This is a genomic window from Hyphomonas neptunium ATCC 15444 (genome assembly GCF_000013025.1).
In the GTDB taxonomy this organism is placed as follows: Bacteria; Pseudomonadota; Alphaproteobacteria; order Caulobacterales; family Hyphomonadaceae; genus Hyphomonas; species Hyphomonas neptunia.
Map to the genome: position 1 here is coordinate 866,764 of NC_008358.1, position 12,516 is coordinate 879,279.

Sequence of the window (12,516 nt, forward strand, 5' to 3'; positions counted from 1 at the left end):
ATGACCGATACGACCGCAGACCGCGACTACCGCGACACGCTGTTCCTGCCCAAAACCGAGTTTCCGATGCGTGCCGGCCTGCCCAAGGCAGAGCCTGAATGGATCAGGCGCTGGGACGCCCTCGGCCTCTATGAAAAGCTGCGCGCGGACGCAAAATCCCGCAGCGCGGCGCCTTTCATCCTGCATGACGGCCCGCCCTACGCCAACGGCCACATCCACCTGGGCACAGCGCTCAACAAGATCATCAAGGACATCATCGTCCGCTCCCACCAGATGCAGGGCTTTGACGCCTCCTACCTGCCGGGCTGGGACTGTCATGGCCTGCCCATCGAATGGAAGGTGGAGGAGGAGTTCCGCTCCAAGAACCGCCCGAAGGACTCTGTGCCGCCTGAAGAATTCCGCGCTGCCTGCCGCGTTTATGCCGAGCATTGGGTCGGCGTGCAGAAAGCCGAATTCCGCAGCCTCGGCATCGAAGGCGAATGGAACGACCCCTACCTCACCATGGCCTTCGAGAGCGAGGCGATGATCGTCTCGGAATTCCTCGACATGGCGATGAAAGGCGGTCTCGTCCGCGGCGCCAAGCCGATCATGTGGAGCCCCGTGGAACGCACGGCTTTGGCTGAGGCGGAGGTTGAATACCACGACCGCAAGGTGCCGGTGGTGTGGGTGAAGTTTCCTGTCGATTTTCCCCCCGCATACACACGGGGTCCGGGCGGGCCGGATGTCGTCGCGGCGCTTGTTGAAAAGTATGCCAACACATCGGTTGTCATCTGGACAACGACGCCCTGGACGATCCCAGCCAACCAGGCTGTCAGCTTCAATCCGGAAGTCTCCTATGGACTGTATGAGGTCACCAATGTGGCCACCGAAGAAGAACTCGGATTTGCACCCTATGTTAAGGCTGGCGACAAACTCATCTTCGCCGACAAACTCGCGGAAGATGCTCTGCTCGCGGCCAAAGCAAAAGCTTGGTCACGGGTAGAAGACATCAATCCCGCAGACCTTCCGGCGATCCGCCACCCACTTTCTGGCTTTGATGAATTCTTCCGCCACGCAATCCCGCTCCTCGCCGGTTCCCACGTCACCGATGACGCCGGCACAGGCTTCGTCCACACCGCCCCCGCCCATGGCGAGGATGACTTCGAGGTCTGGGTCGCCAACGGCCACACAACACAAGACATCCGCCAGATCGTCGACGCCGATGGCAAGTATACGGACGAAGTGCCCGCCCCACTCGCGGGTCTGGAAATCATCGTCACCTCCGGCAAGAAGCGCGGCGAAGCGGGCAAGGCAAACCAGGAAGTCATCCGTCTCCTCGCCGAATCCGGAAACCTTCTCGCGCGCGGCATCACCACCATCCGTGACGCCCATTCCTGGCGCTCCAAAGCTCCGGTCATCCGCCGCGCCACGCCGCAATGGTTCATCGCGATGGACAAACCCGTGCATAACGGCAAGACCCTGCGCGAACTCGCCGTCAAGGCCATCGCCGACACCGAATTCTTCCCCGCAACGGGCCGCAACCGCCTCTCCGCCATGGTCGAGAGCCGTCCCGACTGGCTGATCTCGCGCCAGCGCAACTGGGGCGTGCCGATCACCCTGTTCGTCAACGCCGCAGGCCAGCCCCACACCGCCGCGCTCTCGAAAGACGAAGCCGCAAAGCTCAACGCCAACATCAAGGCCGCCATCGAAAAAACCGGCGTAGACGGATGGTTCGCCACGCCGCTCGAAGCCTTCTTCGAAGGCACCGGCGTCTCCCCCGAAGGCTGGGAAAAGGTCACCGACGTTCTCGACGTGTGGTTTGACTCAGGCACCACCCACGCCTTCGCCCTGCGCAAACGCGGCATCATCGACAACGCCACGGGGCAGGCGGACGTTTACATGGAAGGCTCCGACCAGCATCGCGGCTGGTTCCAGTCCTCCCTGCTTGAAAGCTGCGCCACACGCGGCATGGCGCCCTATAAAAAGGTCGTCACCCACGGCATGGTCGTGGACGCAGACGGCAAGAAGATGTCGAAATCCATCGGCAACACGATCGAGCCTGACGCCTTCCAGAAACAGCACGGCATCGAGATCCTCCGCATCTGGACGGCTTCGGCCGACTATTGGGATGACACCCGCATCTCTGACGAGATCATCAAGGGCACCGTCGAAACCTACCGCAAGCTGCGCAACACGCTGCGCTACCTCCTCGGCGCCCTCGATGGGTATACGGAGGAAGAAGCCCTCCCTGCCGGTGACATGCCCAGCCTGGAGCGCTTCATGCTGCATCGCCTCAGCGAACTCGATCGCGGCGTTCGCGCCGCCTATGCCAGCTTCGACTTCAAACGCGCGATGACCCAGATCGTCAACTTCGTGAACGTCGAGCTTTCGGCCGTCTATTTCGATGTCCGCAAGGACGCCCTCTATTGCGACCCGGCCTTCACGCCCGGCGCGGCCTGGGACGACGCCACCGCCGAGTGGGGCAACCGCCGCCGCGCGGTGCGCACGGTCATGGCCCTCGTCATGGAACGCCTCCTCGCCTGGCTCGCCCCGGTGATGCCATTCACCACCGATGAGGCCTTCGGCGAAAGCCACCTCAAGGCCCGCGCGCCGTCGGTCCACCTGCTGCAATTCCCGGAAACACCTGAAGGCTGGCTGAACCCACAGCTCGCGGCCCGCTGGGAAAAGATCTTCGCCGTCCGCCGCGTCGTCACCGGCGCGCTGGAAGTCGAACGCCGCGAAAAACGCATCGGCGCCTCGCTGGAAGCGGCCCCGAAAGTCATCATCGCCGACAAGGCCCTGATCGACGCCTTCGAGGGCGAAAATGCCGGCGACATCTTCATCACGTCCGGCGCCGAGCTGACCCAGGCAGGCGAGGGGCCCGCAGGCGCCTTCACGCTGGCCGAAGCCCCCGGCATCTGGGTCGTGCCCCAGAAGGCCGCTGGCATCAAATGCCGCCGCAGCTGGAAATACTTCGACCCCGCCACCGCCGACCCGTCTTTCCCGGACATCACCCCCCGCGACGCCCTGGCGGTGCGGGCAAGCGACAAGGCGGCGGGGTAGGGCGCCGTAAAGCCTCCTCTCCACGGGAGAGGAGGCCTTCCCCTGCACAGAAGTGCTTGATCCCTCCGCCAGCGTCTGCAATCTCACCCCCATGAAATTCTCGCCGCAGACAGCCTGGCCCTTCGCGGTGATTCCGCTCGTCGTCCTGTTCGATCAGGTGACGAAATGGCTGATCCTGGCGGAAACGCGCCTGAATGGCCTTGCCTGCCTCTCTGATGGGCGCCTGTGCGGCCGGATCGAGGTTCCAGGGCCCGTAGACCTCTCAATGGTGTGGAACCGGGGCATGAGCTATGGCCTGTTTCAGGCCGATGGGCTGATGCGCTGGGTGCTGGCGGGGGTCATGGCGGCCATCGCCATCGGCTTTTTCCTCTGGCTTCTTCGCGCAGAAGGGCGTTTCCTGCGGCTCTCGCTCGCCCTCGTGGTTGGCGGCGCCATCGGAAACCTGATCGACCGGGTGCGCTTTGGCGCTGTGGTCGACTTTGTAGACGTCAACGAGCTGACCTTCGGCTACTTCCCCTGGGTCTTCAACGTGGCCGACGCCGCCATCACAATCGGCGCGCTGCTCTTGTTTGTAGACCAGTTCTTACTTTCGCGCCCGAAACAGGCTAACAGCCTGAAGCAAGGTTAATCCACTCCAGTTCAAGCGGATCTCGTACAGTCACATGAAAAAGACCCTCCCGCTCCTCGCTGCCGGCCTCGCTCTTGGCGTAACGGCTGCCTGTTCGGCCACCGGTTCGTCCGGCGCGGCGACCCCGAATGAGTTCCGCGTGGTTACCAAGCCGCCGCTGTCGATCCCGCCCAATTACAGCCTGCGCCCGCCCGCGCCCGGCACCACCATCCCGGCGGAAGTCGAAGCGGCCACCGCTGGCGGCACCGAAGCCTTCGGTACGGGCCTCGGCATCGAGGCCAGCGCGTCCGAGCGCGCGCTTGTCGCCGCTGCCGGCGCCAATGCGGTCAGCCAGTCCATCCGCGCCCAGGTCGACTGGGAAGAAACCAAAGCCATCCGCAAATCGCCCACGATTGCCGACCGCATCCTGTTCTGGCGCAAATCCGATCCGGAAAACGTCGCCGACGCGGCCACCGACAATGCGACCGGCGATCAGGCCGTGACGATCGAGCAGACCGGCGGCGCCAGCCGCATCAAGCTGCCCGGAACCTGATGTTATTCCCTGGGGGCCGGCGCATGTCTGCGTGGCCCCCCTTCCTGCCCCTCCAGATCGGAGCTTCCCCATGAAACGGATACTCGTCGCTGCAGGGCTCCTCGCCTTCGCGGCCGCTGGCGCTTTGGCCGAGCCTGCTACCGAAACCAGCGCGCCAAGCAGCTTCATGCTCGATAATGGCCTGCAGGTCGTGGTCGTGCCCGATCACCGCGCCCCGGTGGTCACGCATATGGTCTGGTACAAGGTCGGCGCCGTCGATGAGGCCCCCGGCAAGTCCGGCATCGCCCACCTGTTTGAACATGTGATGTTCAAGGAAACCAGGAATATCGGCCCGGAGGAGTTCACCTCCATCGTCCAGCGGTCGGGCGGCCAGCTCAACGCTTTCACCAGCTGGGACTACACCGCCTATTTCGAGCGGGTTCACAAGGACCAGCTCGGCAAGATGATGGAGCTGGAAGCCGAGCGGATGGTGAACCTCATCATCAATGACGATCCCGAAGGCCCGTTCATCTCAGAGCGCGATGTCGTGAAGGAAGAACGCCGCCAGCGCCTCGACAACAATCCCGCCGCGCTGCTGCAGGAAATGGTGCTGACCGAATTCTGGAAGGGCCACCCTTACGAGATCACCGTCATCGGCCTGATGGATGAGGTGAACGCGCTGACCCCGCAGGACGGGCTGGATTTCTACCGCGAATATTACAGCCCGGAGAACGCCATCCTCGTCGTCGCCGGCGATGTCACCGAAGAGGGCGTGCGCGCCCTGGCCGAGCAGCATTATGGCCCGCTCCAGCCCACCGGCGAAGCGCACGATCAGCGCAAATGGCAGCCCGTGGCGCCGCTCGCAGAAACCAAGCTGATCACCCATTCCGATCCCAAGGTGCGCCAGCCCGTCTGGAGCCGCTATTATCTCGGCACCTCGTTCAACCGCGATCCCGAACGCGCGCTCGCGCTGGAAGTCGGCCTTGAAGTGCTCGGCGGCGGCCTCACCAGCCGCCTCTACCAGACGCTGGTCGAGGAGCAGAAGGTCGCCATCAATGTCGCCACCTTCGCCTGGACAACCCTGCATGATGAAGGCCCCGCGGTAATCTACGGCACGCCCGTTGACGGCGTCAGCCTGGAAGACCTCGACGCTGCCGTGATGGCCGAGATCGAGAAGATCCTCGCCGAAGGCTTCACCGAAGATGAAGTCCGCCGCGCCCGCAACAAGCTCGCCGCCACGGCCATCTACCAGACCGACAGCCAGTCAGCGATGGCCAACCATTACGGCGCCAATCTCGCCCTCGGCTTCACGCTGGAAGAGATCGCCAGCTATCCCGATGAAGTGCGCGCGGTCACGCCGGACGAAGCGCTCGCCGCCGTGCGCGCCGTCTTTGGCGCCGACCAGAACTATATCACTTCCCATCTTCTGCCGGCCGAAGGAGACCTCTGATGTTGAAACTCCGGCTTATCTCCGGCGCCGCTGCGGCCGTATTCCTCGCCGCCTGCGCCACGCCCGCCCCCCCACCTGAAGCTGCGCCTGAAGCCTCGCTCGACGCGGAGGCGGAAACGCCCGCCGCCCTGGCGCTGGATGTCAGCGTCTATGACGGCGATTTCGTCGACATCCAGGAATTCACCACGCCGGGCGGGGTGTCCGTCTGGCTGGTCAGCGAGCCCTCAATCCCCATCGTCTCGGTACAGATGGCCTGGCGCGGCGGATCGGTGGCCGACCCCGAAGGCCTGGAAGGGCTCGGCCAGGCGGTCGTCTATGGCATGAATGAAGGCGCGGGCGATCTCGATTCGCTCGGCTTCCAGACGGCGATGGAAGACCTGAACATGAGCTTTGGCTGTTCCAATGGCAGCGAATGGACCAGCTGCTCGGCCACCATGCTGTCGGATAATGCCGCCGCCTCGATGGCGCTGGTCGCCAGCGCGCTTACCGCGCCGCGCTATGACCCCGGCCCGTTCGAGCGTTTCGTGCGCGAACAGGAAGTCAGCCTCAAGACGCGGGAAACCTCGGCCGGCTATCTCGCCTGGCGGGCCCAGTCCCAGGCGCTCTATCCGGATCATCCCTTCGCCCGCGAAGTCTCGGCGCAAAGCCTTGCCGCGCTGACGCCGGAACTCGCCCGCGCGCATAAAGACGCGCTGATGACGAAGGACCGCCTGCTGGTCACCGCAGTGGGCGCCATCTCGCCCGAAGACCTTGCACCGCTGATCGACGCCGCCATCGCGGACCTGCCGGAGACGAGCGATGTCCCCGCCGCAACGCCGGTCACGCTGCCGGAGATTGCTGCGGCAGAGCCGGTCGTCGTCCCGCTGCCCCAGCCCCAGAGTCTCGTGCGCTTCATCGGCCCGGCCATGGACCGGTCGAACCCGGATTTCTTCCCGGCCTTTGTGCTCAATTACACCTTCGGCGGCGGCGGCTTTGAAAGCCGCCTCGTGAAAACCCTGCGGGTCGACAAGGGCCTGACCTATGGCATCAGCTCCAGCATTGATCCCGACCCGAACTTCAACGTCTGGTCCGGCGGGGGCCAGACCAAGAATGAAAGCGCCGGTGAATTCATCACCGGCATCCGCGACGAGATGCAGAAGTTCATCGAAGGCGGCGTGACGGAGGCAGAGCTTTCCGACGCCAAGGCCTATCTGATCGGCTCCTATCCGCTCGGCTTTGACTCCAACGCCAAGATCGCGGGCAACATCATGTCCGTCCGCCAGGACGAACTCGGCATCGACTATTTCGACCGCCGCAACGCCCTGATCGACGCCGTCACCCTGGAAGACGTAAACGCGGCGGCCGCAAAATACCTCGCCCCGGACCGGTTCAGCTTCTTCGTCGTCGGCGAACCCGAAGGCCTAAGCGCAGAGTAATCCCCTCAACGCCTCTCCCGCTCGCGGGAGAGGCTGCGCAGGATCAGCGTTTGCAGTGCAAACGCCCGGAGCAGGCCGTTGCGCAGCAATGGGAGGTGAGGGCCTGCAGCGTCCGGATATGTCCTGGCCTGTCCGCCAGATGTCCCGCAAAGTGTCCCGATATGTCCCGATCTCTCCGCGTTTGTCACGGCAAAACCGGGGGACACCCAAACGCCTGTCCAACGCGCCAGCGCCCGCAACGCCCGGCCACGCCGCGCGCCGCGCTGCGCCAATCCCGCCGAACCCGCAGCCCGGTATACTTCCCGCATCAAGAAAAGCGGTTTTCCGCCAGACTTCAGTCCGGAGACTTTCGCGGCGTCGCCAGCCCCGGCGCGGCAAAGCCCCCGGAGGGATGGCGCTTGTAGGTGAAGAGTTCGGCAGGCCGCCCCCCGGTCGACGGCTCCATCTGCCCCGTGCCGGTCACCAGCCGCGTCTTCTCCAGGGCGCGGCGGAAATTCTGCGTGTGCAGTTGCAGGCCGAGAATCCCCTCGACCCCGCGTTGCAGCTCGGAGAGCGTAAAGCGTTCGGGCACCAGCTCGAACACGACCGGGCGGTATTTGATCTTGCTGCGCAGCCGGGAGAGCCCGGTTGCAAGAATCCGTCTGTGGTCGGATGTCATCGCCGCGCCAAGCCGGATGCCCGCTTCAGGCAATCCGGCATCGCGCGCGCACTCGGCCACCAGGCCCGCCTCATAGAGCAGCTCATAGCGCTCCAGCACCCGCTCCTCGATCCAGCGGGCCCCGTCGAGGCCAAAGGCGATCCGGGCCCGCTCGGCGCGCGGCTCATTGCCCGCCGCCCAGGTCTTCAGGCGCGGGGCAATCTCCGCGTCAATCAGGGCAGGGCGGCCAGAGCGATGATCTTCCCACGGAAAATACTGATACCAGCTGCGCCAGCGCGCCTCGAAATTCGCCGCCACCGGCTTTTCCTCCGGCGTCAGCGCCAGATAGCCGACAGAGATGACGTGCGCGTTCGGCGGCGCGTCCACCACCGTGGCCTCAGGCGTCTCGCGGTCCTTGTCCCCGAAGGTGTAGAGTTGCTCGACATAGCCAAGCTCAAAGCCCGTCTGCTCGCGCACCCAGCCGCGCAGCGACAGGTCAAAGGTGCGATGGTTCACCGGGTCAAACGGGCCGAAGGGCAGGGCCTCCTCGCCGCTCGGCCGGCGGGTCACCAGCACATGCGGCTCCCCGTCCTTGATGGCAACCATCACGGCAGACAGGCCAATCAGCAGGGCAGAGGTGGCGGGCATCAGGCAGCCTCCGCCGCGATCACGGCCTGAATATCCTCAAAGCGCTTCAGGAACAGCCTCTGCGCATCGGGCGCGGGCAGGGGCTTCAGGCGAAACTTCATGCCTTCAGGGGGGTGCCCGAAGAAGCCGTCGGATTCCGCCTCGCTGAAGCCCGCCAGCTGCACCGCCTCAAACCAGGCGCAGATATGGTCGGCCTTCTTGATCGTCTTCTTCAGCTTCGCCGTTGTCAGGGGTTTCAGGCCGAACCGGATGTGAATGGCTTCCTGCAAACGGGCTTCAATATCCTTATAGCTCTCCCCCAGCAGCGCCTTGAACGGGGAGATCATGTCCCCGATCACATATTCCGGGCTGTCATGCAGCAGGGCGGTCAGCCAGGCCTCCGGCGGGAGACCGGGTTCCAGCTTGCGCACGATCTGCTCCACCAGCACCGAGTGTTCAGCCACGGAAAAGGCATGCTCGCCCCGCGTCTGCCCGTTCCAGCGCGCCACACGGGCCAGCCCATGGGCAATATCCTCGATTTCCACATCCATCGGCGAGGGATGTGCCAGATCAAGGCGCCGGCCAGACAACATCCGCTGCCAGACGCGAGGGGGCTTAACAGAACGCTTCAAGGGGTGGGCTCCATTGGGGCATCTTAAGGGATTGGTAGCAGGGGTAAATAAACCGGGGCGAAACGGTTACAAACTCGCCTTGTTTGTGCCCCCGTTTGCCAATGACGCATTAATGCCTGTCGGGCATAACCCTTGCATTACAGGCATTGGTCCTTCGTTTTCAGCAGGGCCAGCGCATAAAACAAGTAGAGTGACGGTGAACGCCTGATGATTGATATTCTGCACCAATTCACAACCGGTTCGGGCTTTCCCGTGGTTGTCCTCGTGTGTTGTGCCATCATTGTGGTCATCGAGGCGGCCAAAGCCAGCCGCCGCGCCCTCTGGGGCGACCTGTTCACCGAAGACTTCGACGAATAGTCGTTTCCGGGCGATCAGCCCACCCGCTCCACCACAACAGTTCCAGCCGAATAGCCTGCTCCGAACGAGCAGATCAGGCCTTTCTGTCCGGCCGTGAAGTCTTCCGAGTGCAGATGGAAGGCGATGATCGAGCCCGCCGAAGACGTGTTGGCGTAGGTGTCGAGCACTGTAGGGCTTTCAGCGTCGCTCGCCTCATGGCCCAGCACCTTCGATGAGATCAGCCGGTTCATGTTGGCGTTGGCCTGATGCAGCCACATGCGTTTCAGAGCGCCCGCCTCGATGCCCAGTTCGCCCAGATGACCATTGATCATCTCTGCCACCATCGGCACCACTTCCTTGAACACCTTGCGGCCTTCCTGAACGAACAGCTTGTCCGGCGTGCCGATGCCGTCAGGCGCCGCGCGGTTCAGGAAGCCGAAATTGTTGCGGATGTTGTTGGAAAATTGCGTCTTCAGCCGCGAACCCAGGATCTTCCAGTGCCCGGCCGGGGCAATCGCCTCGTCTTCTACCAGGATGGCGGTGGCCACATCACCAAAGATGAAATGGCTGTCGCGGTCGGTGAAGTTGAGATGGCCCGAACAGATTTCGGGGTTCACCACCAGCACCGATCTGGCATTGCCCGAGCGGATAAAGTCCGCCGCCGTCTGAATGCCGAACGTGGCTGAGGAGCAGGCCACGTTCATATCAAACGCAAATCCCTCGATGCCGAGCGCTTCCTGCACTTCAATCGCCATCGCCGGATAGGCGCGCTGCATGTTGGACGCCGCGCAGATCACCGCGCCGATGTCCTTCGGGTCGCGCCCGGCCCGCTTGAGCGCGTCGCGCGCGGCATGCACGGCCATTTCGGCCAGTACGGAAATCTGTTCATTCGGCCGCTCAGGAATGCGCGGGGTCATGATATCGGGGTTCAGCACGCCCTCCTTGTCGATCACATAGCGCGCCTTGATGCCCGAGGCCTTCTCGATGAACTCGACGGAGGAATGGGTTTTGGGCTCCAGCAGGCCGGAGCTGATGTCGGCGGCGTTCTCGACATTCCAGTTGTCGGCCCAGGCATTGTAGCTGGCGACCAGTTCAGCGTTGGAAATCGAGTTGGGCGGGGTCCACAGACCAGTGGCGGAAATCACGGGGCTCGGCATAGGGGTCTCCGGCGGCGCCTGTCCGCGCGCAAGCGTCAGGCCCTTCTAGCTATATCCTTGTAGGGAAAGCTGTAACGCGCGTTGCGGGCAAAGCACAAGGCTGGGCCGTCACGGCGGTTAACGGGGCTTTACTTGTCGACCTGGCCCGGCCCGCCATAGACCTTGCGTTGGAGTTCGCGATCCTCGGCCGCGCGGACGCTTTCTTCCCAGGTCTCGGACTCCTCATCATACTTGGCTTTTTCCGCCGCAATCACGGTTTCGCGGCAAAGCTGGCGCTCTTCCTCGTCCGATTTGTCCTGACAGGCGGCGAGGGCCTTGGCCTCGGCCTGGTCGCGCCATGTTGCGCAACCGGCGACCGGAAGAAGAAGCGCCATTGCCGCGCAGGCAGATAGCAGCGCCCGCATCACGGACGGCGCTCGCCGTTGCGCTTCGTGCTCAGGGCAACATCCGCGACCACGTTCTGAATGCAGGTCGCCCGGTCGCCCTCATCTTCGATGCTGGCGCATTCATCCACCGGGTTGGCATACGCGTTCGACGGGGTACCGCTTGCGCAGCCGCCGACAGCCGCCAGCAATCCCATCGCCGTCATAAACATAAGCGTTTTCATGGTCTCTCCCGCACACCCTTGTGACGGGGACACCCTACCTCATGATCGTTGACCATGCCAACGGCCTGTGCCCACGCATAGACAATTGTCGGGCCTACAAATTTGAAGCCGCGCTTCTTGAGGTCCCTGGACATTGCCGCCGACCAGTCCGTGCTGGTGGGCGCCTCGCGGAAATTCTTCCATTTGTTTACAACGGGTTTGCCGCCGACATAGCCCCAGCAGTAATCCGAGAAATCATCGCCCGCTTCCATCATGGACAGGTAGCTCCGGGCGTTGCCGATCACGGCGTCGATCTTCTTGGGGCTGCGGATGATGCCGGGATTGGTCAGCGCCTTTTCAGCGCGTCTGGGCGTCCAGCGAGCCAATTTTTCCGGGTCAAACTCGTCAAACTCTTCCCGAATGCTCTCCCGCTTCCTCAGAATTGTGATCCAGCTCAGCCCTGCCTGCATCCCGTCCAGCTGCAGCTTCTCCCACAGCGCGCGCGGGTCGCGCTCGGGCACGCCCCATTCTTCATCATGATAGGCGCGGTAAATGGGATCGGTCACCGGCGCCCAGCCGCAGGAATGGGGTTCACTCATCGGCTTTGGCCTCCAGATGGGCTTTGACTTCGGCAATCAGCCACGGCGCGCCGTCGATTTCGGCGGGAGCGTCGTTCACGGTGACAGGCTGTTTATCCTGGATCGCCTTGGCAAACCTGTCGGTCCGGATCAGGGCGAGGGCTTCACCGGCGGCGGCGCTGGTGACGGTGCCGAGACTGCCAGCCGTTCCGGCGCGCAGCTCGGCGCCCACCACAAGGCCTTCGCCTTTCAGACGCACCGTGCGCTTGCGGATCAGCCCCTTGCGTTTCATCCGGCTGGCGACTTCCTGGCCGACGAAACAGCCCTTCCTGTAGTCGATGCCGGTCATCACATCCATGTTGATGTCGGTCGGGAACACCTCGGCGGCGCGATAATCGCGGCCCCATTCGGGAACGCCTGCGCTGATCGCCAGCGCGTCCCAGCCAGGCAGGGGCTCTGCTGCATCTCCGGCGGGCACAATCGACCGGTGGGGCAGCTTCGGTGTGCGCGGATCGGGCACGCCGCTTACATCAATGGCCGAAACCAGCGCTTCATCGCGCATGATCTCCACCGCCGAGCGAAGCCGGAACATCTTCAGCCGCTTCATCAGATCGTCTGCGGCATCCTCGTGCACATCAATCAGCACGCCGTCTGCGATGCGATGGGCAATATAGTCGGCAATGATCTTGCCTTGGGGGGTCAGCAGCGCGCCATAGCGCGCTTCACCCTCGGCCCATCCGGCCACCGTATGGGTCACGGTGCGCTCCAGAAGGGCGATTGTGTCGGGGCCGGTGAGGCTGAGAATGGCGCGGTCTGGAAGGCGGTGCATGGGGTTGATCTAAGCCCCCGCTGGCGCCGCCGCAATGCCCGGCGCGAAACGGCAGGGCCGCGCGTGACTTTTACCCCAAGCGGCGCGA

Annotated in this window: 13 protein-coding genes; 6 read left to right on the forward strand and 7 right to left on the reverse strand. The window is 63.7% G+C overall.

Going from position 1 to position 12,516, the window contains the following annotated elements; genetic code table 11:
• The 5 genes from ileS (at position 1) to HNE_RS04250 (ending at position 7,046) form a co-directional block, all read left to right on the forward strand.
• Complete coding sequence (gene ileS / locus HNE_RS04230) at positions 1 to 3,042, forward strand: isoleucine--tRNA ligase (RefSeq protein WP_011645876.1); 3,042 nt, start codon at positions 1 to 3, stop codon at positions 3,040 to 3,042.
• 91 nt (positions 3,043 to 3,133) lie between these two features.
• Positions 3,134 to 3,670 carry a signal peptidase II gene (lspA, locus tag HNE_RS04235; RefSeq protein ID WP_011645877.1) on the forward strand — a complete coding sequence of 179 codons (537 nt, stop codon included), beginning with the start codon at positions 3,134 to 3,136 and terminating at the stop codon, positions 3,668 to 3,670.
• 34 nt (positions 3,671 to 3,704) lie between these two features.
• A complete protein-coding gene (locus tag HNE_RS04240) occupies positions 3,705 to 4,202 on the forward strand; it encodes a DUF3035 domain-containing protein (protein ID WP_011645878.1) in 498 nt (165 codons plus the stop codon).
• A gap of 70 nt (positions 4,203 to 4,272) precedes the next feature.
• Positions 4,273 to 5,631 carry a M16 family metallopeptidase gene (locus tag HNE_RS04245; protein WP_011645879.1) on the forward strand — a complete coding sequence of 453 codons (1,359 nt, stop codon included), beginning with the start codon at positions 4,273 to 4,275 and terminating at the stop codon, positions 5,629 to 5,631.
• On the forward strand, positions 5,631 to 7,046 hold the full coding sequence (locus HNE_RS04250) for a M16 family metallopeptidase (protein ID WP_011645880.1): 1,416 nt from the start codon (positions 5,631 to 5,633) through the stop codon (positions 7,044 to 7,046). The genes HNE_RS04245 and HNE_RS04250 overlap by 1 nt, the downstream gene beginning before the upstream one ends.
• Positions 7,047 to 7,380: 334 nt before the next feature.
• Here HNE_RS04250 and HNE_RS04255 read toward each other — a convergent pair whose 3' ends face one another.
• Positions 7,381 to 8,331 (reverse strand): NUDIX hydrolase, encoded by a 951-nt coding sequence (locus HNE_RS04255; RefSeq protein WP_011645881.1) that lies wholly within the window; start codon positions 8,329 to 8,331, stop codon positions 7,381 to 7,383.
• On the reverse strand, positions 8,331 to 8,942 hold the full coding sequence (locus HNE_RS04260) for a YfbR-like 5'-deoxynucleotidase (protein ID WP_011645882.1): 612 nt from the start codon (positions 8,940 to 8,942) through the stop codon (positions 8,331 to 8,333). The genes HNE_RS04255 and HNE_RS04260 overlap by 1 nt, the downstream gene beginning before the upstream one ends.
• A 207-nt stretch (positions 8,943 to 9,149) precedes the next feature.
• Between HNE_RS04260 and HNE_RS18695 the strand changes: the two genes are divergently transcribed.
• The gene (locus tag HNE_RS18695; RefSeq protein WP_011645883.1) at positions 9,150 to 9,299 is read left to right on the forward strand and encodes a hypothetical protein; all 150 of its coding nucleotides are present in this window, start codon (positions 9,150 to 9,152) and stop codon (positions 9,297 to 9,299) included.
• Positions 9,300 to 9,313: 14 nt separating this feature from the next.
• On the opposite strand, the gene HNE_RS04265 is transcribed toward HNE_RS18695, so the two are convergent.
• The 5 genes from HNE_RS04265 to HNE_RS04285 all read right to left on the reverse strand — a co-directional run bounded on the left by HNE_RS04265 (position 9,314) and on the right by HNE_RS04285 (position 12,428).
• Complete coding sequence (locus HNE_RS04265; protein WP_011645884.1) at positions 9,314 to 10,435, reverse strand: beta-ketoacyl-ACP synthase III; 1,122 nt, start codon at positions 10,433 to 10,435, stop codon at positions 9,314 to 9,316.
• 128 nt (positions 10,436 to 10,563) lie between these two features.
• Positions 10,564 to 10,809, reverse strand: a complete 246-nt coding sequence (locus tag HNE_RS04270) for a hypothetical protein (RefSeq protein WP_148205805.1) — start codon at positions 10,807 to 10,809, stop codon at positions 10,564 to 10,566.
• Between the two features lie 29 nt (positions 10,810 to 10,838).
• Positions 10,839 to 11,042 (reverse strand): hypothetical protein, encoded by a 204-nt coding sequence (locus HNE_RS04275; protein ID WP_011645886.1) that lies wholly within the window; start codon positions 11,040 to 11,042, stop codon positions 10,839 to 10,841.
• A complete protein-coding gene (locus HNE_RS04280) occupies positions 11,039 to 11,620 on the reverse strand; it encodes a DNA-3-methyladenine glycosylase I (protein WP_011645887.1) in 582 nt (193 codons plus the stop codon). The genes HNE_RS04275 and HNE_RS04280 overlap by 4 nt, the downstream gene beginning before the upstream one ends.
• Entirely contained in the window at positions 11,613 to 12,428 is an 816-nt protein-coding gene (locus HNE_RS04285) for a YgfZ/GcvT domain-containing protein (protein ID WP_011645888.1), read from the reverse strand. The genes HNE_RS04280 and HNE_RS04285 overlap by 8 nt, the downstream gene beginning before the upstream one ends.
• Between the last annotated feature and the right edge of the window lie 88 nt (positions 12,429 to 12,516).

What these genes read in the sequence shown, in the direction of transcription:
- ileS (WP_011645876.1), top strand. Translation starts at nt 1, where the DNA reads ATGACCGATACGACCGCAGACCGCGACTACCGCGACACGCTGTTCCTG.
- lspA (WP_011645877.1), top strand. Translation starts at nt 3,134, where the DNA reads ATGAAATTCTCGCCGCAGACAGCCTGGCCCTTCGCGGTGATTCCGCTC.
- HNE_RS04240 (WP_011645878.1), top strand. Translation starts at nt 3,705, where the DNA reads ATGAAAAAGACCCTCCCGCTCCTCGCTGCCGGCCTCGCTCTTGGCGTA.
- HNE_RS04245 (WP_011645879.1), top strand. Translation starts at nt 4,273, where the DNA reads ATGAAACGGATACTCGTCGCTGCAGGGCTCCTCGCCTTCGCGGCCGCT.
- HNE_RS04250 (WP_011645880.1), top strand. Translation starts at nt 5,631, where the DNA reads ATGTTGAAACTCCGGCTTATCTCCGGCGCCGCTGCGGCCGTATTCCTC.
- HNE_RS04255 (WP_011645881.1), bottom strand. Translation starts at nt 8,331, where the DNA reads ATGCCCGCCACCTCTGCCCTGCTGATTGGCCTGTCTGCCGTGATGGTT.
- HNE_RS18695 (WP_011645883.1), top strand. Translation starts at nt 9,150, where the DNA reads ATGATTGATATTCTGCACCAATTCACAACCGGTTCGGGCTTTCCCGTG.
- HNE_RS04265 (WP_011645884.1), bottom strand. Translation starts at nt 10,435, where the DNA reads ATGCCGAGCCCCGTGATTTCCGCCACTGGTCTGTGGACCCCGCCCAAC.
- HNE_RS04270 (WP_148205805.1), bottom strand. Translation starts at nt 10,809, where the DNA reads ATGGCGCTTCTTCTTCCGGTCGCCGGTTGCGCAACATGGCGCGACCAG.
- HNE_RS04275 (WP_011645886.1), bottom strand. Translation starts at nt 11,042, where the DNA reads ATGAAAACGCTTATGTTTATGACGGCGATGGGATTGCTGGCGGCTGTC.
- HNE_RS04280 (WP_011645887.1), bottom strand. Translation starts at nt 11,620, where the DNA reads ATGAGTGAACCCCATTCCTGCGGCTGGGCGCCGGTGACCGATCCCATT.
- HNE_RS04285 (WP_011645888.1), bottom strand. Translation starts at nt 12,428, where the DNA reads ATGCACCGCCTTCCAGACCGCGCCATTCTCAGCCTCACCGGCCCCGAC.